Source organism: Akkermansia massiliensis, assembly GCF_023516715.1.
Lineage (GTDB): Bacteria > Verrucomicrobiota > Verrucomicrobiia > Verrucomicrobiales > Akkermansiaceae > Akkermansia > Akkermansia massiliensis.
Window position 1 is genome coordinate 946,846 of record NZ_JAMGSI010000002.1, and the last position, 15,208, is coordinate 962,053.

Genomic DNA, 15,208 nt, shown 5'->3' on the forward strand with positions numbered 1-15,208 from the left:
ACTCCCATGGGAATGCAAGACAAGAAATCACTTTTTCCTGCATGCAGGCCGCGCTTGCTGGAAGAAGCGGGAGAAATACCCGTGCGGATTTAAAATCCGGAAATGTTCCTTAATGAGACCAGATATATAATAAAATATTGATAATGCCCGTACTTGGCGCCGGTATTCCCACTCTTCTTCCCTTCCTACGCATCAAGCCGTTCAATTGTCCTAAAGCGCTTGGCATTAAAAATTGTCATTGACTCCGGATTTTAAATCCGTTAATTATTACTAACGATATAGTCTGGTATATAATTTATTATTAATTATCAACACGTTACAAAATTATGCGTCCGCATTTGCCCCTCCCTCTCCTGTCCGCTCTTCTGGCCTGTTTCATTTCTCCGTCATGGGCTGCCTATACGTTGACGGGCAACGGAGAAACGACGATATCCTTTGCCGACGACCAGTATACGATTACGCCGCCGGCGGGGGATCCAGTGACTCAGGCGGATTCCCCCGGTGACATCTATTTGACGGATATTACGGAAAGCGGGACCTATGAAGACGGCTATAACCGGGTTCTCAATCTGGAAGGAGGAATTTATACGAAGCTGCAGTTATGGAATGTTGCGGGTACCGCCGGAGGCGTCACCTTGGGAGGGACCAATTCCTTTGTAATCAATATCGGGGCGGGAACGTCCCTGCTGAATACAAATCCTCAATTGATGGGGTGGAGCAATCAGGACCGGATCGTGGCTGCCGACATCACGCTCAATGTGGACCAGAATGCAGGGACGATCAATGGATTCTGCCTGGTGGGGGATGGCAACAAGACGGATGCGTTCCAGACGACAGGGACATACATTGTCAATATCCATGGGGGGGAATGGGCCGGAACTTCGGTTAGCTCGCCTAACGCCAGGTGGTGCATAGGGCTGGGGCAGGAATCCTTCCGCCATACGGGAGACGTCACATTCACCATTGACGGCGGAACCTTCGCGCAACTGGTAACGGCCGGAACGACACGTGGTGCGGGTCAAAAATCAACCATTCTCGGGAACGTTGCCCTGAATCTGGACGGAGGGACTTTTAACGGCTCCGTGGCCCTTCTGGGAAGAGGCCTCGTCCAGTTGGGAGACGGAACGAATGCGTATACGGCCAAATTGAGAATTGCGGGAGGCCAGTATAATGCGAATGTGTATGGCTTGTCCGATGCGACCGCAGCAGGTTCCGCAGCAAATATTGCAGCCAATTCGTCCGCTTCCATGGAAATCACGGGAGGATCCTTTGCGCAAAGTTTGTTTGCGCAGGGAGTGACGACGACTATCACGGGAGCTACTTTTTCCGGAGACGGAACCAAGAAAATTTTTGCGGGCGCCCGTTTAAGCACGTCAGCCTGGAGCCTTACTGATACCAATATGACGCTGGACCTGGGCAGTGGCACGGTAGCGGCCATGATTGCGGGGGGAAGCTGGGTGGAAACCGGGGAAAGCACGTTCAATATCACAGGTTCCACCAACCTGACCTTCAAGTCCGGGACGTATACAGGCCAGATCTGGGGCGGTTCCTACATTAATGGAACCGCTACGGCTGCCCTTACCGGAAATATTGGTTCCACCAATATCACGATTACAGGGGGTACATTTGACGGAGCGCAAATATCCCTGGGCACGTATGTGGAACGCAACAACACCAGTTCCGCATTGACGATCGGGGAAGCCAACCTTTCCATCAGCGGAGGCACGTTCAACAATGCCGCCATTTATGCGGGCGGCCAGAAGGTCAACGGCACTTCCCTGACCACGGCGCTGGCCAACGTGACCATTACGGGTAATGACGCCGTCTTCACCGGGACGACAACTCTTTCCGGCCAGGGGCGCGGGGATGTGGTCACCAAAAGCGTGCTGAACCTGAACGGCGTGACGAAAGCGGACATGTTCGCCAACGCGACCGTTACCGGGTTTGACGAGATATCCGCCGGAGCGGGCACGGATGCAATCATTGCCAATGCCACGGTTCTGGATGGGCGGAGCGCCTTCACCAAGAGCGGCACGGGCAAGCTTACGCTCAGTTCCTCCGCCGGGTTTGCGAACGCCCTGACGGTTTCCGGGGGAGAACTCAGCTTCGGGCTCGCCGGCGGAGTGGCCTTCGGCAATTCCATCACGATGGGAGCCGGGGCCCGTCTTACCTCTGCGGGTGATATGGCTCTTTCCCCGGCTTCCGGCCTGACGCTGGACCTGACGGGGCTGAATTCCTCCAGCGCTTCCATCATCCAGTCCGGCGGCACGCTTTCCTTCAATTCGGAAGGTACGCTGACCCTGACGATCAGCGGGGTGGACCAGACGATGGAAAACGACTACAAGCTGATTACGGCAGACAGCTTCGGCACGCTGACGGCCAGCAACTTTTCCTTTGATCCCAGCGGTCTTTCCGGCGATTACACTTATGCCCTGGAACTGTCCGGAAACACCCTTTACCTGCGCGTCAAGGCGCTGGGTGAAGCCCTCAACTGGAACGGAGGAGCCGCGGGTACGTGGACGGCAGCGGGAGGCGCAGCCATCTGGCTGGACAAGGATGGGACGGCGGTCGTTTATGATGCCGCCAAATCCGCCAACTTTGAAGACCTGGCAGGCGTGGCCCTCTCCGCCGTCACTATTGACGGGGATGTTTCCTCCGCCCGCCTTACGGTCAACAATGGGGAAACGGCCTATACGTTCACGGGCACGGGAGCCCTTGTAGACGGCGCGAATCCGATGTCCCTCGTTAAACGGGGGGAAGGGGAGATGACCATTGAAAATACCGGGACCAATACGTTCTCCGGCGGCACGACCATCATGGCCGGCACCCTCAACCTGAATGCCGTCCAGGGCCTGGGCACCGGCACGGTGACGCTGAACGGAGGGGAACTGGTGCTGAACACGGCGGGAACGACGGAAGGAACGCTGGGGCTGGTAGCGACCAACAAGCTCATTTTTGCAGGTGGCATTTTCACGTACGGCACGGGGGCCACGCAGGATATTTCCGGCCTCATTGACGCCGCCGCCAGTACCAGGGCCATCCAGGTGAATACGAACGGCAATAATATTGCGTGGGCCACCTATACCCAGGAACTGGGGAACAAGGACATCGTCAAGCTCGGGGACGGCCTGCTGACCGTTAACACGACCCTGGGAGGCGCCTTCACCGGCGCCATCACCGTCAGCGGCGGCACGCTTTTCTATGATATCGGGGCCAACAGCGCCACCCGGACCTGGAGCGGAAACATCTCCATCGCGCAGGATGCCACTCTTCAAATCAGGGACAACCGCGCCCATGCCAGCACCATGACGGATACGCTGTCCGGCCGCATTTCCGGGGCCGGTTCCCTGGTGCTGGGGCACAAGGAGGGAGGAGGATTCCCCGGAGGAGGCCGTTATTCCATCAGCGGAGACAACAGCGGTTTTACGGGCACGTTCAAGTTGGTGGGCAACGGCACCAACGCCGCGTGGAATGAAGTGGCCTTTGCGAATGCGGCCGCCTTTGGCAGCGCCAGCCTGGAGCTGGACGGACGCGGCTTTTTTGTCAGTGATTCCACCAATTCCGTCAATGCCGACATTCATGTGAGGGCGGCGGGAAGCTGGCTGAACGGCAATTCCAACCAGACCGTGACGTTCGGGGGCGACTTGACGAGTGACGCCGGGGCCAACCTGGGAACGACGGCTGCAGGCAACCCGACGCTGACCACCATCTTCACCGGAAACCTCACCGGTTTTGTGGGAACCATGCACTCCGGGCAGGGGAATGTGGTTCTTGCCTTTGGCAACGGCGGTGCGGCCGCCACGCTGGGAACGGGCGAATTCATCAAGGCCGTTTCTATGGGAGGGGCCGGAACCTACCGCGTCAACTACACAGGCACGGGCAGTGACCTGCTTTATACCGGCAATGTGATTGATACGGCGGCTCTGGACGTCCAGGGCGGCGACAAACTGGTTCTTACCGGGGCGAACACGTCCACAGGGGAATTGAAGATTGCCCGGAACTCCTCCGTCCAGCTGGGCGACGGGACCGGGGATAACGCCGCCTGGGCCGGAACTGTCACCGGAGCGGGGAGCCTCACCGTCAACACCACGGGCACCTTTGCGGTGGGAGACCGCGCCAACGGCCTGACGGGAACGCTCACGCTGGCCAAGGGTACGCTGGACCTTTCCGACGCGGCGGCCACTACCAACATCCTCATTCAATCCGGTTCGCTGGCGAACGCCGGGAACTATGCGGGAACGGCTGCGAACAAGGTCCATGTCAATGCGGTTGCCGGTTCCGGCAATATCGCCCTGGGCGGCCTGGATGCCGCCGGGCTGGGAACGGTCGTCACCGCCACTGCCGGGACGCAGCTCACCGGGCTCAAGCAGGGTTCCACCTGGACCGTGACCGGCACGGGCAGCAGCCTTGCGGTAGGTGCGGGGAACATTTCCGGAGACCCCTTCACGGGGACGGATTCCCTGATTCAGTTTGAAGGCGCGGGGGACAACCTGGGCAGCATCTCCTTTGGAGACGGCTCCACCCTCACCCTGGACCTCACCAGCGTCATGGATGCCATGAAAACGGCGGGCGGCAATCTGGAAATCCTGCTGACGAACGGCGGCTTTGCGCAGGACCTTGAAACGCTCAAGGGCCACATTGCGGCCAATCCGCTTTTTGCCGCGCTGGGCTTCGGCATTGTAGACGTCAACGGGGGCAGCATCGTCCTCTCCGGTGATACGGACCTGGTTTACGTCTCCTCCGTGGACGGCACGGGCAGTGCGGACAATCCGGTTACGAACCAGTCCCTCAACTTCTACCAGGCCGTGATCGTGGACCAGGACCTTTACGTCCAGTCGGACGGCTCCATGGTGATCAAGAACCTGACCGCGCCGGGAACCAATCCGGGCCAGACGGGAACGGGCAACCTCATTGTCACCAACACGGCGGACAACAAGGGCAGCATCGAATTGCAGAACAACCTTTTCCATGAAGGAACGGGAGTGGACACCGTTTTTGCCGGGAACATCAGCGGCCTGGACGGTGCCGCGGCCAATACGGACCTGGTCAAGACGGGAGCCAACAAGCTCACCCTGTCCGGGAATGTGACGCTGGCCGGAGACATCATTGCGGAACAGGGAACGCTTCAGCTTAACGGCACGGCCAATGTGGAAGCCCTGCGCCTTGATTCCACGGACGCGGGCTCCCTTGCGGTAATCGGCATGGGAGGCCACACGACGGCCCAGACGCTGGCGTCCGGCGCCAACGGCGGAAAGCTGGATATCGGTTCTTCCGGAACATTGACGCTGACGGGAGCTACCGATGGCCTTTCCCGCACGGAAATCGGCGGAACAGGTACGCTGAACATTGCGGAAGGCGCTTCCCTGGGACTGGCGGCGGACAGCGCGCTTTCCGGCGTGGTGCTGGACCTGGACGGCTCCCTGAGCCTGGCGGCGGACGGCTCTGCCGGTGGCCTGAACGGCGCCGGAGACCTGGAGCTGAACGGGCAGACCCTGCATATTCAGGCGGCTTCCGGCCAAACGCATACGTATGATGGAACGCTGGGGGCCGGAACACTGGATGTTTCCGGCGCAGGCACCCAAGTCCTGCGCAGCTCCGGCGCGGATACCGATCTGACGGTCAGCGGAGGAAACCTGGTTCTCCAGGGCAAGGCGGATGTAGACGGCGCCCATCTCAGCTACGGTAATCTGGTGAACAACGGCAAGCTGGCCATCCAGGCCAGCGACAACGTCCTGACGGCGGTCAACACCACCCTGAGCGTGGAAAACGCCACCTTCGGCAGCGGTTCCACCACCACCTTCACCCTGAATACCGATGCCGACATGACCGCCAGCTTCATCAAGGCTTCCGGAGACATTGTCATTGAAAACGGAGCCGCCTTCCACGTCACGTCAATTCCGGGCGTCAACATCACCTGGAAATCGGGCAATCCGATGGAACTCACGCTGATGGAGCTCACCGGAGCCGGAACGATTGACCTGGGAGAAAATACGCTGACGGTAGGCGGTCTTTTCCTCACCTATTACAAGAATGCCCATCTGGTGCAGGAAGGGGACAAGGTCGTTCTGAAAGCGGAGGAACAAACGGACAATATTTATGCCGGCGTCGCTGATACGGCCAACTCCATGGCGGGCGCCAATCTGATTTGGGAAGCCGCCAGGCACGGTTCCGTGGACCAGGCCGTTACGGACTTCCTGGCCGCCCTCAATGACGACATGGTTAACAATCCCTCCGCCGCCAGGCGTTCCCTGGCCGCCGCCGCGGGCAGCACGGTCACCAGCCTGGGCATCGCCCAGCGGGACGCCCTGCGCGACCAGATGAACTGGATACGCAACCGCACCAACCAGATGGGCGTGAACCCCGCCTACGTCAATGCGGACCTCCCCTACTTCCACATGTGGATGCAGGGCACGGGCTCCTATGCCAAGCTGGACACCAGGGGGGATGAAAGCGGCTACCAGCTCACCACCTGGGGCGGCACCGTGGGCATGGACGTGGACCTCAGCGACCACTTCACCATGGGAGCGGCCTTCACGGCCAACTACGGCGACCTGACGGCCAGCGCGGCGGACTCTGCGGACGGTCACCTGGACAGCTACTACGCCAACCTCTTCGGCCGCTACCAGAGCAAGCGCTGGGCGCACACGCTCATCCTGACGGGGGGGTGGAACGACGCGAAGCTCAACCGCACGGTCAACTACGGAGCGGGCAGCTACGGCACGCAGGGCAACACCAACGGGTGGGGCTTTGGAGCGATGTATGAACTGACCTACGACGTGTACCTCAATGAAGACAGGAGCAGCATCCTGCAGCCCCTGGTCAACGCCTCGGTAGTAACCACGAGAATGGACGGCTACACGGAAACGGGAGCCGGCAACATGGGCCTGAACGTCGCCAAACAGGAGTTGACGACGGGAACGGTTGCGCTGGGCGGCCGCTGGATGGGCCTTGTAGGCAGCAACATCTTCGGTCGAGAAGCGCTGGCTGAGTTCCGTGTCAACGCGGCCCAGGACATGGGAGACCGCCGCGGAGAAGCCAATGTGGCGCTGCTGGGCAACCCCGGCTTCACGCAGAGAGTCAGAGGAGCGAAGGTGGGAATGACGGCTCTGCAAATCGGAGCAGGGCTGAGCGTGCCGGTAGGAACGCAGGGAACGATCTTCGTGGACGGCAATGCCGACTTCCGGGACGGAGCGAACTCGGTGAACGGAAGTATCGGCTACCGGTATGACTTCTAAGGAGAGTTGAAGTTTGAGAGTGGAGAGTGGAGCGGAGACGCTCTGCTCTCCCGGACCCGCAGGGCCGTTCCGGCATTGTCCGGAACGGCCCTGTTGCGTAAGGAGCGCGGCTTACAGCCGCGTTTTCGTTTAGTTGCCGCATCGGCATGCGGCGTTCCGGCGTCTGTTGGGAAAATACGGGAAGCTCCGTTTTCACTCTTCCAGTAGCCGGCCTCCGTCATGCCATTCTCCAAACATCCTGTTTTCCCGGGTATTCTTCAGGAACTTTTCCAGGCGGCTATGGAACAGCTCCGGCTGGTTTTTCTTAATCTGGATGGTATCCAGGCGCACGTGGCGGTACAGGCGGGGAAAGGCCAGGAAGTTGGAATAAACGCGCGGGTCCTTCTGAAGGGCTTCTAAAATATCCGGATCAATCCGGAACGCCTCCGGGTCCATTTCCGGCAGGCATTTTTCTCCATAGGGGGTCATCAGCCCCAGCCTGGTCAGGCGGCGTACGCGTTCCTTGTTCAGCTCGGACCATTTGCTTTTCCTGGAACGTGGGGTGAGGCGCTGGGCCAGAAAGCCGGAGGCTGTCTTCTTGCGGGTGCTGTCAATCCAGCCGAAGCACAGGGCTTCTTCCACGGCGTCCAGGTAAGGAATGGCATGGGGGGAAGGCTTTCTCGTCGTGAGAACCCAGCAGCAGGAGGAGGAACGGTGGTTCTGTTCCAGCCACGTTCTTAATTCCTGCCGTGTGGTGATGGGGAGAAGGTGGTCTATTTCCATGGCGGTTCGGTGGATGCCGCTTCTTTCTGCGGCAGCGCGCAAAAAGAGAAGGTGCGCAGGCCGTTTTTACGAAAGGGCCTTCCGTTGATGCGCCGCGTGCCGGGATGGAGCGGCTAACGGGGTGAGGATACCTTCCCGGAGGCTGCATTTCCAGTACAGGCATGTTTTTCTATTCCATGGCATATTTCCCGGCAGGGGGCCTGCCCTTCCTCCAAGTCCGGGAATCCCTTCACGGCGTCTTTTTTTCTTTCTGCGGACATCCTTTCCCCTCTTTTGCGTAAGGAAGGGCCGGAGACGGTCCCGCGCATGATGGAGTACGGCACCTGCCCATCCTTTCCCCGGAAGAACGGGGAACTGGCCTTCCATGCCGGCGGCTTTTCACCGGAAAGGTTATTGTTCCCGGAGTGGAGGGGCAGGCCGTTCCCGACGTTCTTTTCACTTCCGGCAAAGGGCGGCGGGTTTTGTCCTTGTCAAAACGAATGCCGCCATTATACATGATTTATGAAGAAAAGCGTGTTGCTGGCCGGGCTGGGATTGGTTCTGCTGGCCTCCGTGGTGGTGACTCTTAAAATGGCGTGTGCCGAGGATTCCGTCAACCGTGCCGATGCCGCGCGGGAACGGGTAACGCCCGTGCTGAATTCCTTCCTGGGCCTCTGCGGGGCCAAAGTGGGGGATCCTGTATTCCTGCGTGCCGTGAAGGAAGACTCCGTGCTGGAACTGTGGGTGAAGCCGGATAAGGCGGAACGCTACGTGCTTGCCAAGCGTTACCCCATTGCCGCGTGGTCCGGAAAGCTGGGGCCCAAGGAAAAGGAGGGGGACAAGCAGACCCCGGAGGGTTTTTACGAAGTGGAGCCGTCCGGCCTGAATCCCCGCAGCAACTACCATCTGGCTTTCAACATCGGCTATCCGAATGCCTATGACCGCTCCCTGAACCGGACGGGAAGCTTCATCATGGTGCATGGCCGGGACGTTTCCATTGGCTGCCTGGCGATGACCGATCCGGGGATTGAGGAAATTTACACCATGGTGGAACAGGCCCTGATTCATGGGCAGCAGCGCGTTCCCGTGCAGATTTATCCCTTCGTGCCCACTCCGGCGCGTTTATTGAAGGAAAAGAATTCCCCCCACGCCGCTTTTTGGGCGGACATGGCACGCGCGTGGGACTGGACGGAACGGACCCACACCCCGGCCCGGGTGAATGCCGTGGATGGCAGGCTGGTGGTTGTGGAACAATAAAAATCCTCCGGCCGGGGGCCGGAGGATGGGAAAGGTGCGGAAGGAAAGGGGAACGGTTGCCCCTGTTGCCGCGCGTCCGGGAAAGACGTGCCGGAACGCTCTAGACGAGCTGGGCAATCAACTCTTCGCGGTCGCCCGGCAGGAAGTCCATCGGGGCGATTTCCGGCAGCGTGTAGCAGCCGGAGGCCAGTTTCATGCTGGCTCGGGCGCAAGCCACCATGACCTGGGCGGTCAGGGCCGGATTATTGATGCGCATTTCAAACGTGAACATCTGGTTCTGCGTGGAGCCGGAAACGCCCTTGCGTTCCATCAGCACGCCGTGGCCCATGTCCTTCAGCGCGTCGATGTCGGGCACCTGCTGCACGCGGGTGTCGTCATGGCTGAAATAGGAATCGGACTTGATGGCGAACTCCACGTCGGAGAACTTGGCTCCTTCCTTCAGCACCACGTAAACCATGCGGCGGTGCACGCCGGAACCGGTGGGAATGGTGAGGGAAAGGGCGTCCGCCACTCCTTCCTTGGAGCGGGCGACTACGCTGTGGCCCATGCTCATGCCGGGACCGAAGTTGGTGTACGTAATGCCTTTGGGAGCCATCGCCAGCATCAGGGTGCGGATGACGGAGTCCGTGCCCGGGTCCCAGCCGGCGGAGATGATGGAGACGGCGTCATGCTTGATCGCCTGTGCTCCCAGGGAGCGCCGCAGGTTCACGATGTCCCCGTGGATGTCAAAGCTGTCCACCGTGTTGATGCCGCGGGCGAGCAGGGGCAGAGCCGTTTCTTCCACGCTGCGGGTGGGGGTGCAGAGCAGGGCCGCGTCCACATGGCCCAGGTCCTCCATGCTGCTTGCGGTCTTGATGCCGTGCACGGGTTCGCTGCCGGGGCGGCGGACGATGCCCGCCAGTTCCATATCGGGCGCGGCGCGCAAGGCGTCCACGGCGTATTTCCCGATGTTGCCGTATCCTACAATGGCTACTTTGATCATCTTGGTAGTAAATAGTAATGATTCCGGGAGCGGGGACGGAATGTCCTCCGGATGTTTTCTCCCGTTGACGCATGTTTTTTAAGCGTTGCGGGTGCGCATGGCAAGAACGGAGAATGACAGGAGCGCCTGTGCGGCATCATGAAGGGTTCTTTGAACGGAGTCCGGAGAAATGGAGTCTGACCACTCGGAACTCTTCCAATAAAACGATGAAAAGCAAATTGATTATTCTGAGTATCGCCACCCTTCTTGGGTGTGTTTCCTGCCATACGATCGGCGGAGTAGGCAAGGACGTGGAAGCCGTCGGCAGTGACATTAATTCCGCCGCCCGCTCCACCAGCCGTTCCATGTAAAAAGACTGTGTGTGACCATGGACGAAAACCGCTTCATCCGGATGGATGAAGCGGTTTTCTTTGATGGGCGTGACGCCTTCTTTCCAGCCTCCGGTTTTCCGGCCCCACGGAATGTTCCCGCTCCCTGTAAAAAGGTTTTTTTACGATGTGTGACGGAAGCAATAAAAAGGGCATGCCGTATGTCCGGCATGCCCTTTGAAAAGAAATTAACCTTCCGTTTTTAACGGCGGCGGCGCAGCATCAGGGCCGCCAGGCCCAGAAGGCTCAGGGAGACAGTGGCCGGTTCCGGCACGCCGTTGATGTAGGAGACGTAAATCTTGCCGTCCTTCGTGAACACCTGGTACTTGCCTACGTTTTCAGCGGTAAGTGCCTCGGCGGCGATGTCGTCGCTCTGCGTTCCGCCCGTGATGGTCGTGTTGCTGGTTGCGGCGCTTCCCACTCCGTTGACGAGTTCACGCGTCACGAGCTCAAATGTAGTTCCTTCCGTAATCAGGTCGCCCAGGGAGGCGGAGAAGGCGAAACGGCCCAGATCGGTCTGGTTCGTAAGATTCAGGATGCCGGTCGTGCCCAGGTCCACGAACAAGTTGTTGCTGTTGGCGTTCCAGGTGAGTGCGGCGGTGAGGTTCAGCGTGCCGTATACCGTCCAGTTCATGTTCTGGTCGCAGTTGGCTACGATGGAACCGCTCGTTTTGCCGACGGTCAGCGTGGAGCCTTCACCCACGGAGACGGTCGTGCGCTGGAATTTGGTGAAATTCTGAAGGGACACATTGGCTCCGTTGGAAACATTGATGGTGGAGGTCCATCCTTCCACGGTGGTACCGGGTCCGCATACCACGGTATGGTTGCCGGATACGTTGACCGTGCCCCAGTTGGGATTGACCAGCGGAACATCGGCGCTGGCGCCGGTTTCCGTCTGCCAGTTGGAGGCCTGGCTCCAGTCGGTAGAACCGTCAATGGGAGTCCATGTATAAATAGCGGCCTGCGCCGTCATGCAGGAAAAAGCCAGCAGGGAGGAAAGCAGGATCAGAGTTTTCTTCATATGAATGCGATGTGAATTAGAGCTTGAAAGGGAAACTTTCAAGCCCGCGGGAATATGCCGGATTACAAATCCGGGGTCAAGGGCCGATTTTCATATCAAGGAACTTATGCTGCCTGACCGTTGCACCATGGGAGACCGTTTCCGTGTGGGAAGCCTTCCGGAATGAGGAAGCCGGCTCTTGGAACGCCGCAAGCCTTTGCGGCCGTTGAAATATACGTATCCTGCCAGGACGCACTGATTTTCAGGGAAAAGGATTCGCTGCCGCTCGGGTTAAATACGGATGCCCCAAGGACTTGCAGCGCTTCATAAGGCATCGGGACCATTCCATGTTAATCTGTAACGGATTTGTAATCCGCGGGCGGCAGAGCACTCCATGGAGAACCGCCATCCATGAAACGATGGGGGAAACTTTAAATCTTTGCCTCTTTTGAATTAAAAAGAGGCTCCAGGCTGGTGGCCGGATGCTTCTTCCGCTTTACTGCATGGACTCCCTGGTGGCCTGGGAGGCGTTGTCAATTTTGCTGCCCATGGCTTCCACGTCTTTTCCGATTCCGCTGATGGTGTTGCAGGAGGCAAGGCCGAGGGCGGCGGCGAGCGTCAGAAGGGCGAGTTTGGTATTCATCGGTGGAAGAGAGGTTGAAAGCCGCATCCTACCCTGCTTCCGGTTCCTTGTCAATGAGCCGAATGCTTGCCGGAACGCCTCTTTTTCCGGGCATGGGGCTTTCCGGCGGGGAAGAAAGTGGCTGTGCCGAGCCCGGATTCGGAAGTTATGTAAAAAATCTTCGCCGGGGACCTGGCGGCGGGTTATTGATGAAGGCCGCGGGGCCTTCATTCACGGGGGAATCGCTGCGTGGACGGCTGCCGGGAGAAGGGGGTTTTTTCCCCTTGGCTAGATTTCTCCCTCCGGACCGCCTGGAGAACGGCGCAGTTTCCTTTTCAGCACCAGCCCCGTGCGGACCAGGAAGTAAATGGCCGCGGCGGCCAGCAGAACGGCCGCGACGGGAAGAACGCAGGCCAGCACGGCGACGATAGAGGCGGAAGCCGTTTCCGCCGTGGTGACGACGGAGTTGCCCAGTCCGCCCGTAGCGGCGGAGGCCGCTCCCCGGATGGCGGCCATGCCTCCGTGGATGATGCCTGCCGCTCCGCCTCCGGCAATGGCGGCCAGCCCCCATTTAAGCATGGGGTCCATGCTGCCGATGAAGCCGGCGGCCAGGATGGTTCCCGCAACGATGGCGGCGGGAGCTCCCAGCACGTCCAGCGTGTGGTCGATGACCGGGATGTAGTACGCCGCTATTTCCAGCAGCGTGGCTACGGAGAGGGTGACCAGCGCGGCCGTGCCGCCCAGCCATGCGAATTCCGGCGTCACCGTCAGGAAGCCTCCCCGGATGGCGATGGCGGCTACCAGCAGAGGCACAAAGATGCGGAAGCCGCAGGCCGCTCCCAGCCCGATGCCGAGCAAAACGCCCATGACGGCTTCCATATTCATCTGCGGATCAGTTCAGTTTAACGGTGGTTGCAGTCGTGGCCGCCTGGGTGGCGGCTGCGGGAGCGGCTGCGGCAGGGGCCTTTTTCTCTTCCGTGGATTTTCCCAGGAAGGAGGGCAGTTCCAGCCCCACGCTCTTGCCGAGCTCGTGGAGAGGCAGGGTGTCTTTCACCAGATTCTGCACGAATCCGCCCACGGAGGAATCCCCTCCGTTGCCCATGACGACTACCTTGTCAAATTTCAGGCCCTTGATGGCGCCGGACTGGAGTTCCACGATCTTGGTGAGCTGTTCGGTAATCAGGAGGCTGGAAGCGGCGTCGGACGAGCCTGCCGCCTGTACGATCTGCTGGAAGCCGCGGGCCTTGCCTTCCAGTACGGCTTCAATGGCGGCGGCTTCACCGCGGCCCACCATTTCCATGCCTTCCCCTTCCGCCTTTTTCTTCAGAAGGGTGGCCTGGGCTTCGCCTTCCGCCAGTTGCCGGATGGCTTCCGCTTCCGCCCTGCGCTGGATGAGCAGGGCCTGCGCCTTGCCTTCCTGTTCCAGCTTGAGCACTTCCGCCGTGGCCTGGGCCTGCACTTCGCGCTGGCTCTTTTCAATGCGGGCCGTCACCAGGATGTTGGCCTCCTGCGTGGCGCGTTCGCGTTCGGCGCGCTTTATTTCCGCTTCCTTTTCCGCCTCGTAGGCTTCTTCCAGGGTCTTGGCTTCCTGCACCTTCTGGGCCACTTCCGCCAGCTTCTTGGCCTCCGCCTGCTTCACCTGCAGCTTGGCGGCGGATTCCGCAATCTTGATCTGGGCTTCGTTCTGGCCCTCAATGGCAATGGCGCGGGCGTTCGCCACCTGGACGGTCTGGTCCTTTTCCGCTTCCGCCTTGCCGATTTCCCCGCGGCGCGTTTCTTCCGCCACCTTGATGGTGGCGTCATTGATGGCGCGCGCGGCTGCTTCCTTGCCCAGGGCGCTGATGTAGCCGGAGGCGTCCTGAATGTCCGTGATATTGGCGTTAATGAGGTGGAGGCCCACCTTGTGCAGCTCCACGTCCACGCCTTCCGTAATGCCCTTGATGAGTTTTTCGCGGTCGGAGTTGATTTCCTCAATGGTCATGGAGGCGATCACCACGCGCATCTGGCCCATGATGATTTCCGCAGCCAGGTTGCGGATTTCCTCCCGGGAGCGGCCCAGCAGGCGCGCGGCGGCGTTCTGCATGATTTCCGGCAGGGTGGAGATGCCCACGATGAAGGAGGAGGGGACGTCCACGCGGATGTTCTGGGAGGAGAGGGCGCCCTGGAGGGGCACGTCAATGTTGATGGGGTTCAGGTCCAGGTAGCTGTAGGACTGGAGGACCGGAAGCACGAAGGTGGAACCGCCGTGGTAGCATTTGGCGGGCTGGCCCGTGCCCACCTTGCCGAAGACGATGAGGATTTTGTCCGGCGGGCACATGCGGTAGCGGCTGAACAGCCAGGAGGCCGTCAGGATGATGAAGAGAACCAGAATGGCGATAGGGATGATTTGGTCCATGGTATTGGATGGGGTGTATGGTTGGGTTTATTGGTTAATGAAGAGGTTTGACGGTGACGACGCCTGCCGTGACGGCGACTACTTCCACCGGGGTTCCTGCGGGCAGGGATTCCTCCCCTTCCTGAACGGCGGGGAGGTACAGAAGCTGGCTGGGATGGGCGATCGTCACCTGTCCGCCGCGTTCAAGCCTGCCGGGAATGCTGATGTAAACGGTGCCGTGCATGCCCTTGAGGGTTTCATAGTTCAGGGTGCCGTCTGATTTGAGGCTCATGATGAAGCGCATGGAGATGCCGATGATCAGGAACATCAGCACGCCGGTGAAGAAGGCCGCTGCCAGGGAGGCGGCCATTCCCCAGCCCAGGCCCTGGGCGAGCACGCCGCCCCAGCCGAAGCCCAGGAAGAAGCCGATGCCGGATTTAATGGACAGCAGGCCCACGTCCGCGCCGCCGGCGTCCGCGTCAAAGTCCAGGTCATGTTCCCCCAGCCCGAACAGGGACAGGAGAAACAGAAGCGCTCCCACGCCCGTCGCGGCCACGGCGATGATGAAGAAAATGGAGTAATCAGTCATAGGGTAGATTGATTGCCGGGAGTATCCATGTTTGGAGCCC

At 59.8% G+C, this 15,208-nt stretch carries 10 protein-coding genes; 3 read left to right on the forward strand and 7 right to left on the reverse strand.

The window, feature by feature from the left end; translation table 11 throughout:
* The first annotated feature begins 326 nt into the window (after nt 1-326).
* A complete protein-coding gene (locus tag M8N44_RS11680; RefSeq protein WP_102729015.1) occupies nt 327-7,235 on the forward strand; it encodes an autotransporter-associated beta strand repeat-containing protein in 6,909 nt (2,302 codons plus the stop codon).
* Nucleotides 7,236-7,427: 192 nt separating this feature from the next.
* On the opposite strand, the gene M8N44_RS11685 is transcribed toward M8N44_RS11680, so the two are convergent.
* A complete protein-coding gene (locus tag M8N44_RS11685; RefSeq protein WP_102722186.1) occupies nt 7,428-7,997 on the reverse strand; it encodes a YdeI/OmpD-associated family protein in 570 nt (189 codons plus the stop codon).
* A 501-nt stretch (nt 7,998-8,498) separates the two neighbouring features.
* Here M8N44_RS11685 and M8N44_RS11690 point away from each other — a divergent pair.
* Complete coding sequence (locus tag M8N44_RS11690; RefSeq protein ID WP_240454356.1) at nt 8,499-9,233, forward strand: L,D-transpeptidase family protein; 735 nt, start codon at nt 8,499-8,501, stop codon at nt 9,231-9,233.
* A gap of 100 nt (nt 9,234-9,333) precedes the next feature.
* Here the strand turns inward: M8N44_RS11690 and M8N44_RS11695 are convergent, their stop codons facing one another.
* The gene (locus M8N44_RS11695; RefSeq protein WP_022397636.1) at nt 9,334-10,215 is read right to left on the reverse strand and encodes a diaminopimelate dehydrogenase; all 882 of its coding nucleotides are present in this window, start codon (nt 10,213-10,215) and stop codon (nt 9,334-9,336) included.
* A 206-nt stretch (nt 10,216-10,421) separates the two neighbouring features.
* On the opposite strand from M8N44_RS11695, the gene M8N44_RS11700 reads away from it, so the two are divergent.
* On the forward strand, nt 10,422-10,565 hold the full coding sequence (locus M8N44_RS11700; protein ID WP_102722172.1) for an entericidin: 144 nt from the start codon (nt 10,422-10,424) through the stop codon (nt 10,563-10,565).
* Nucleotides 10,566-10,785: 220 nt separating this feature from the next.
* Here the strand turns inward: M8N44_RS11700 and M8N44_RS11705 are convergent, their stop codons facing one another.
* The 5 genes from M8N44_RS11705 to M8N44_RS11725 all read right to left on the reverse strand — a co-directional run bounded on the left by M8N44_RS11705 (nt 10,786) and on the right by M8N44_RS11725 (nt 15,168).
* Nucleotides 10,786-11,604 carry a PEP-CTERM sorting domain-containing protein gene (locus tag M8N44_RS11705; RefSeq protein WP_102729017.1) on the reverse strand — a complete coding sequence of 273 codons (819 nt, stop codon included), beginning with the start codon at nt 11,602-11,604 and terminating at the stop codon, nt 10,786-10,788.
* Nucleotides 11,605-12,079: 475 nt separating this feature from the next.
* Nucleotides 12,080-12,226: an entericidin A/B family lipoprotein gene (locus M8N44_RS11710; RefSeq protein WP_022397633.1), complete on the reverse strand. Its 147-nt coding sequence runs from the start codon at nt 12,224-12,226 to the stop codon at nt 12,080-12,082.
* 267 nt (nt 12,227-12,493) lie between these two features.
* Nucleotides 12,494-13,090, reverse strand: coding sequence for a DUF4126 domain-containing protein (locus M8N44_RS11715; protein WP_102729018.1), 597 nt, complete (start codon nt 13,088-13,090; stop codon nt 12,494-12,496).
* Between the two features lie 7 nt (nt 13,091-13,097).
* Nucleotides 13,098-14,600: a flotillin family protein gene (locus tag M8N44_RS11720; protein ID WP_022397631.1), complete on the reverse strand. Its 1,503-nt coding sequence runs from the start codon at nt 14,598-14,600 to the stop codon at nt 13,098-13,100.
* A gap of 34 nt (nt 14,601-14,634) precedes the next feature.
* Nucleotides 14,635-15,168, reverse strand: coding sequence for a hypothetical protein (locus tag M8N44_RS11725; protein WP_102729019.1), 534 nt, complete (start codon nt 15,166-15,168; stop codon nt 14,635-14,637).
* Nucleotides 15,169-15,208 lie beyond the last annotated feature (40 nt).